Raw genomic sequence first — 7,179 nt, forward strand, 5'->3', positions numbered from 1 at the left:
CTGCTGGACGGTAACCACGACTACATCACCCCGGCGGGGGGCTCAGGTCTCCACGTGCGGCCGGTGGTCAAAGCGGACCGCGACTGCGCCAGCGCCGCGGCGGCATCCGTCATCGCCAAGGTCGCCCGGGACGGACACATGACCGCTCTTCACGACGACTGGCCCGACTATCAGTGGGCGCGTAACAAGGGCTACGCGAGCCTCGAGCACCGCGCCGCGATCCGCACCCTCGGCCTCAGCGCACACCACCGTGCGTCGTGGTCGATCGTCGAGGCGCCGACTCTGTTCTGACCCGGGCCTAGGATGGAATCACCATGGACGACGAGGGCTTCGAGGACTACGACCGCGAACTAGAGCTGGCGCTGTATCGCGAGTACCGCGATGTCGTGTCGCAGTTCGCCTACGTGATCGAGACCGAGCGTCGCTTCTACCTCGCCAACGAGGTGAACGTCGTGCGGCGCGACACGGAGCACGACTTCTATTTCGAGATCTCGATGACCGACGTCTGGGTGTGGGACATCTACCGCGCAGACCGGTTCGTGAAGTCGGTGCGCGTGCTGACGTTCAAGGACGTCAACGTCGAGGAGCTGACCCGGCGGGACTTCCACCTGCCCGAGGAGCTTTCGCTCGACTCCTGAGGTGCTCTCGAACCCTCCACAGGCGGCTCGTTCGATGAGCTGTCCCCCAAGCCGGGGGTAACGGCCCACGGGCCGTCGGCCGACGCGCGACGATCGCTGCATGGCAGCCAAGGACGAGCGCGGCAGAGCGGGTGAGCAACGTGCTGCTCGGTATCTGGAGCAGGCCGGGTGGCGGGTGCTCGACCGCAACTGGCGGTGCGCGCAGGGCGAGGTGGACATCGTCGCAACGTGCGCTGACTCGCTCGTGGTCGTGGAGGTCAAGACGCGGCGCTCCGATGCGTTCGGCCACCCCCTCGAGGCGGTCGACGAGCGCAAGCGCCGCCGGCTGTGGCAGCTCGCCTTCGCCTGGCTGGCCGCACACCCCGATCTCGTGCAGGGACGCCGCCTGCGGCTCGACGTCATCGCCATCACGGGCGATGACCCGGCGACCGCACCGCTCGAGCACGTGCAGGACCTGAGATGAGTGTCGCGAGGACGTGGGCGGTCGCACTGACGGGGCTCGACGGCGCTCTGGTCGAGGTGGAGGCGGACCTGTCGCGGCAGACGCCGGACTTCAAGATCATCGGGCTGCCGGACAAGGCACTGGGAGAGGCCCACCAGCGGGTGCACAACGCGTGTGAGAACTCCGGCGTGCTGCTGCCGCGCAGACGGATCACCGTCAACCTGTCGCCGGCGAGTCTGCCGAAGCACGGGGCGGGCTTCGACGTCGCGATCGCCGTGGCCGCGCTGGCGACCGAGCGCAGCCTCGACCACGCCTCGCTCCGGCGCACGGTGCATGTGGGGGAGCTGGGCCTCGACGGACGTCTACGACCGGTGCCGGGAGTGCTGCCGGCCGTCATCGCGGCCGCGCGGGCGGGGATCACCCGCGTCGCCGTGCCGCATGCCAACCGCGCCGAGGCGGAGCTCGTCGAAGGTGTGGAGGTGCTGGGCGCGGTGAGTCTGCTCGATGTGCTGCGCTGGCACGGCCTCGCCGTTGACGATCGCCCACTCCCGCCGGTGAGCGTCGAGACGCCACCGGAGCCCGCGGCGCCCAGGCTCGAGCTCGCCGAGGTGATCGGGCAGCGCGACGCCGTGGATGCGGTCGTGGTCGCCGCCTCCGGGGGACACCACGTGCTCATGAGTGGGCCACCCGGCGCCGGCAAGACCATGCTGGCCCGGCGCCTGCCCGGCATCCTCCCCGATCTCGACGATGCGGCCGCGCTTCAGGCCGCGTCGGTGCGCTCCCTCGGCGGTGCGCGCGTGGCGCGGCTGGAACGCACGCCGCCGTTCGAGGCACCCCACCACACGTCGAGCGTCGCCGCCCTCGTCGGGGGTGGCAGCCGCACGATCCGTCCCGGCGCGATCGCGCGCGCAAGCGGGGGTGTGCTCTTCCTCGACGAGGCGGGCGAGTTCGCCTCGGGTGCGCTGGACGCCCTGCGGGAGCCGTTGGAGCACGGATCGATCCAGATCGAACGCGCAGGCGCGAGCGCGACGTTCCCCGCCCGATTCCAGCTGGTGCTCGCAACCAATCCCTGCCCCTGCGGGGCCTACGGCGTGCCCGGCGGCGACTGCGTCTGCCCGCCCGCGGGAATCCGTCGCTACCTGGGGCGGCTCTCCGGGCCGATCCGCGACCGGATCGACATCGAGTTGGCCGTGACGCGGGTCTCGGTCGCCCACGCGCAGTTCGCCGCCGAACGGGCCATCACCACGGCACAGGCACGCGATCGCGTCGCCGAGGCGCGTGGCCGCGCGGCCCGGCGGCTGCGGGAGACCCCATGGCGCACCAACGCGGAGGTCTCCGGCACCTGGCTTCGACAGGGACCCGTCGCACCACCGCCGGCGGTGCGACGACCGCTGGATGCGGCGCTCCAACGGGGGGCGCTGACCTTGCGCGGCTATGACCGTGTGCTGCGCGTCGCCTGGAGCCACGCCGACCTTGCGGGGCGCGAGCGCCTCGAACTCGATGACATCGGCCGTGCGCTCTACCTCAAGAAGGGAACCACCCCACTGTGAACCCACTCCAGGACGACCCCGACGCTGCGCGCGAAGCGCTCTGCGGTCTCATCTCGGCTGGTCTCGACGACGACGCCGTGCTGGATCGGCGGGCGCGAGGCGTGTGGTCGGCGCTCTGCGAGCCGGGCGACGGTGATGCAGGGGTGCTCGTGGCGGCCGTGGGCGCGGCCGAGGCCTTGCGGCTCGTCATCGTCGACGATGTGCGCGCCGTCGCCGTCGCCGCAGGCGCAAAGGCCGAACGTGCCCGCGAGGCTCTGGACCGGTGGCGACCACGCCTGCAGCCGGGTGCGGTGGCAGCGGCGTTCGACACCGCCCGCCGCGCCGGCGTGCGTCTCGTGGTGCCGGGCGACGCCGTCTGGCCGACGCGCGTCGATGATCTGGGCCCTCACGCACCGCTGTGCCTGTGGGTGCGCGGGGCGCTTCCGGCGCGGGTGGGTGCGGCCGTCGCCATCGTCGGCGCCCGCGCGGCGACGTCGTATGGCGAGCACGTGGCGATGGAACTGGCTGCCGACCTCGCCGCCGACGGCATCCGCATCATCTCCGGCGCCGCCTATGGCATCGACGGGGCGGCCCACCGCGCGGCGCTGTCGGCGGGAGGCGCCACCGACGCGCTGCTGGCCGGCGGGGTCGACCGTTCCTACCCGTCGGGGCACGAGGATCTGCTGGGCCGCGTGGCGCGGACCGGCGCCGTCCTCAGCGAGGTGGCGTGTGGCGCCGCGCCCACCAAGTGGCGGTTCCTCGCCCGCAACCGCCTCATCGCGGCGATGGCGGACGCGACGGTGGTCGTCGAGGCGGGCTGGCGCAGCGGCTCCCTCAACACGGCGGGCCACGCCGCATCCCTCGGTCGCGCGCTCGGGGCGGTGCCCGGTCCGGTGACGAGTCCCTCGTCGGCGGGATGTCACCGGCTGCTGCGTGATTACGACGCGCGGTGCATCACGAGCGCGGCCGATGTCCGTGAACTGCTCGGCGCCACCCAGGAGGTGCTCCCCGGGGCGGAGGACTGGGTCGACGAGATGACGGCGCTGCGCGACGCACTGAGCGCGCGCGTCTGGCGCACGGCGGACGACGTCGCCCGCCGGTGCGGTCAGAGCATCGCCGACGTCGAGCGCGGCCTCGGCCTACTGCTCCTGGAGGGGCGGGCACAGCACGGACCGGGCGGGTGGCGGCTGATCGCGGCGAGACGCTGACCGGTGCGTCGGCGGGGGAGGAAGTACCGGACGCGGCATCCTTGTCTCATGCAGGTGTCCGAGGCGATCGAGCGGTACGTACGCCACCTCGTCGATGTACGCCGGCTGTCGCCCTCAACCGTGCGCGCCTACCGGTCGGATCTCGCCGACATGACCGCGGCTGTCGGCGACGGCCCGCTCGTCGACGTCGACCTCGAGGCGCTGCGCTCGTGGCTGTGGCAGGCCACCAAGCGCGGCGATGCGCGCACCACACTCGCCCGCCGCACCGCCGCCGCGCGGGGGTTCTTCTCGTGGGCCGCCGAGTACGGTCACGTCACCGTCGACCCCAGCCTGCGTCTGGTCGCACCCAAGCGGGGCCGTACGCTTCCGCGCGTCGCGTCGGCCGAAGCCCTCGGCGCGGTACTGGACGACCTGCGGGGCCGTGCCGCGGAGGGCGACCCGCGCGACCTTCGGGATGCCGCCATGCTGGAGCTTCTCTACGGCGCCGGCCTACGGGTGTCGGAACTGTGCGGCGTGGATCTCGGTGACCTCGACCCGGCGTCGGCCACGGTCCGCGTGCTCGGCAAGGGATCCAAAGAGCGGGTCGTCCCGTTCGGTGCACCGGCAGCCCGCGCACTGGATGCCTATCTGGTGCGCGGGCGCCCGGCGCTGGCCGCCCGCGCCGACGCGGCCACCTCGGCGGTGTTCCTGGGGCTGCGCGGCGCTCGGATCGGACCGCGAGCCGTCTACGATCTCGTCGCGCGAGAGGTCGCCCCGCTCGTGGGCGCCGAGACGGTGGGGCCCCACGCGCTGCGGCACTCTGCCGCGACGCACCTTCTCGACGGCGGCGCCGACCTGCGCGCCGTACAGGAGATGCTCGGCCACGCGAGCCTCGGCACCACGCAGATCTACACCCATGTTTCCGGGGAGCGACTGGCGGCAGCGTACCGCCTGGCCCACCCCCGGGCGTGAGGGTGGTGGTCCCTCAGACGGCCGCCTACCGTGGAGGAATGTCTCGTCGCGCTCTCTCCCTGGCCATCGCCGCTGCCGCGGTCGCGCTCTCCCTCGCCGCCTGCAGTCCCATCGAGACCGACGGCGCTCAGCCGGCGGTGACGGTGCGGCCATCCAGCGCCGCACCCGCCCCCAGTGCGTCGGCGGACGCTGCCACGCCTGCGCCCGACGGGGACTGCGCCGGGCTCGCGGTCACGGTGTCGGCCGGGCGGGACCTGCGGCTGCGGGGCGACTGCCCGCAGGTGACGGTCAGTGGCACGGAGGTCGAGATCGACCTCACCGCGGCAGTGGTGACCGAGCTCGTCGTGGAGGGCGACCGCCATGACGTCGAGGCGGGTGACGTGACGAGTGTGCGTGTGGCCGGTCAGGACAACGACATCGAAGCGACGTCGGTGGGGTCGCTCGAACTCGCCGGCGACCGCAACGAGATCGACGTGCGCGGCGACGTGGGAGCCGTCACGGTGAACGGCAACGACAACGAAGTGGATGCCGGCGCGCTCGGCGAGGTCACCGACTCCGGAGACCGCAACGTCATCGCCATCGACCGCTGACAGCACGGTAGGAGCACTGCCCGCGGCACCGACCCGAAGAGCAGCATCGGACTGATGTACTCGCCGTCGCGTCGGACGCCTACATGCAGTGCCCCGGGGCGAACGTGACCGCCGGTGGCGAGCGTTCCCACCTGCTCCCCGCGAGCGACCGATCGGCCCGCCACCACACCGGGGATCACGGGCTCCAAGGTGGTGACGAGGCCCATGCCGTGGTCGATCGTGAGCAGGGGCCGCCCGGCGACGAAACCCGCGAAGGCGACGACCCCGTGCGCCGGCGCGATGACAGCCGACGTGCCGTCGCCGGACAGATCCATGCCGCGGTGGCCCGGACCGTAGCGGTGCGCCGGCGCCTCGAACGGCGCCTCCACACGCGCACCCGGAAGCGGCCAGGTCCAGGGAAAGCCCGAGATCGCGTCGGGGGCATCTGCGTCGGCCATCGGCAGGACCGACGCGCCGGCCGTCGCCGCCGCCTCGCTGAGGGATAAGGTCGCCGCGGCGACCAGGAGCGCCGCCCCTGCGACGACGTGACGGCGGATCATTCCTCCATGCTGCGCGGGTCGGCTCGTGTCCGCAGGCGGAGAATGCGCGGATGCGGAGAACTTCCCACATCGGTGAGAGGGGGAGGAGTCGGCGGCTGATAAGATGACACTGCACCTCGCCTCGGCGGGGTGACTCCGCGTGCCCACAGCACAGCGTTCGCTCCGGCGAATGCGACGCGGCATCCACACCCCAGGTCATCCCGCATCCGCGGGTTGCGGGTGTGCGCCGGGCACCAGGCTCGCCGGTCATCCGACCAGGCGTGGACAACCGAAACAACGGCGCATCGCGCCGAGAACAGGAGAACGGCCATGGCCGTCGTCACCATTCGCCAGCTGCTCGACAGCGGCGTCCACTTCGGACACCAGACCCGCCGGTGGAACCCGAAAGTCAAGCGCTTCATCCTCACCGAGCGCAGCGGCATCCACATCATCGACCTGCAGCAGTCGCTCGGGTACATCGACAAGGCGTACGAGTTCGTCAAGGAGACCGTCGCCCACGGCGGCACCATCCTCTTCGTCGGCACCAAGAAGCAGGCTCAGGAGATCATCGCCGAGCAGGCGACCCGCGTGGGCCAGCCCTACGTCAACCAGCGCTGGCTCGGTGGTCTGCTGACCAACTTCACCACCATCTCCAAGCGTCTGGCCCGCATGAAGGAGCTCGAGGAGCTCGACTACGAGACCCCGGCCAACAGCGGCTTCACCAAGAAGGAGCTGCTGCTCAAGAAGCGCGAGCTCGACAAGCTGCACAAGTCGCTCGGTGGTATCCGCAACCTGCAGAAGACCCCGTCGGCCATCTGGGTCGTCGACGCCAAGCGCGAGCACCTCGCCATCGACGAGGCCAAGAAGCTCGGCATCCCCGTCATCGGCATCCTCGACACCAACGCCGACCCGGACGAGTTCCAGTACCCGATCCCCGGCAACGACGACGCGATCCGCGCCGTGGGTCTGCTTACCCGCGTGATCGCCGACGCTGCGGCCGAGGGCCTCATCCAGCGTCACCAGCCCGCCGCCGGCGAGGCCGAGGCCCCCGCCGAGCCCCTGGCCGAGTGGGAGCGCGAACTGCTCGAGCAGAGCGCGCCCGAGCAGTCCTCCGCTGCGACCGAGAAGGTTGCAGATGAGGCCGAGGCGCAGGCCGAGGTCAGCGAGATCGTCGCTGACGAGCAGGCCATCGAGGGCGAAGCCGCCACGGAGTCCGCTGCGGACGCCGAGGGCGCCGAAGCCGCCGAAGCCGCCAAGGCCGAGTAAACAGCACGGATCAGGCCGGGGTGGGCGCAGCGCGCCC

7 protein-coding genes and 2 pseudogenes are annotated in these 7,179 nt (G+C 71.8%); 8 read left to right on the forward strand and 1 reads right to left on the reverse strand.

From position 1 onward, the window contains the following. From NQ160_RS15115 to NQ160_RS15145, 7 genes and pseudogenes are all read left to right on the forward strand, one after another. Positions 1–291 (forward strand): annotated as a pseudogene (locus NQ160_RS15115) (ribonuclease HII); the annotation flags it as partial. Positions 292–314: 23 nt separating this feature from the next. Next, a complete protein-coding gene (locus tag NQ160_RS15120) occupies positions 315–638 on the forward strand; it encodes a DUF2469 domain-containing protein (protein ID WP_257493299.1) in 324 nt (107 codons plus the stop codon). A gap of 100 nt (positions 639–738) precedes the next feature. After that, the gene (locus NQ160_RS15125) at positions 739–1,101 is read left to right on the forward strand and encodes a YraN family protein (RefSeq protein WP_257516017.1); all 363 of its coding nucleotides are present in this window, start codon (positions 739–741) and stop codon (positions 1,099–1,101) included. After that, a complete protein-coding gene (locus NQ160_RS15130) occupies positions 1,098–2,630 on the forward strand; it encodes a YifB family Mg chelatase-like AAA ATPase (RefSeq protein ID WP_257516018.1) in 1,533 nt (510 codons plus the stop codon). The genes NQ160_RS15125 and NQ160_RS15130 overlap by 4 nt, the downstream gene beginning before the upstream one ends. Continuing rightward, positions 2,627–3,817, forward strand: a complete 1,191-nt coding sequence (gene dprA, locus NQ160_RS15135; protein WP_257516019.1) for a DNA-processing protein DprA — start codon at positions 2,627–2,629, stop codon at positions 3,815–3,817. The genes NQ160_RS15130 and dprA overlap by 4 nt, the downstream gene beginning before the upstream one ends. Before the next feature lie 48 nt (positions 3,818–3,865). Continuing rightward, positions 3,866–4,768, forward strand: a complete 903-nt coding sequence (locus tag NQ160_RS15140) for a tyrosine recombinase XerC (protein WP_257516020.1) — start codon at positions 3,866–3,868, stop codon at positions 4,766–4,768. A 38-nt stretch (positions 4,769–4,806) separates the two neighbouring features. Next, on the forward strand, positions 4,807–5,358 hold the full coding sequence (locus tag NQ160_RS15145; RefSeq protein WP_257516021.1) for a DUF3060 domain-containing protein: 552 nt from the start codon (positions 4,807–4,809) through the stop codon (positions 5,356–5,358). Positions 5,359–5,417: 59 nt separating this feature from the next. Here NQ160_RS15145 and NQ160_RS24745 read toward each other — a convergent pair. Beyond that, positions 5,418–6,080, reverse strand: a pseudogene (locus NQ160_RS24745) (murein hydrolase activator EnvC family protein); the annotation flags it as partial. Between the two features lie 126 nt (positions 6,081–6,206). On the opposite strand from NQ160_RS24745, the gene rpsB reads away from it, so the two are divergent. After that, complete coding sequence (rpsB, locus tag NQ160_RS15155; RefSeq protein WP_257516022.1) at positions 6,207–7,142, forward strand: 30S ribosomal protein S2; 936 nt, start codon at positions 6,207–6,209, stop codon at positions 7,140–7,142. The last annotated feature ends 37 nt before the right edge of the window (positions 7,143–7,179 follow it).

Source organism: Microbacterium sp. zg.Y909 (assembly GCF_024626565.1).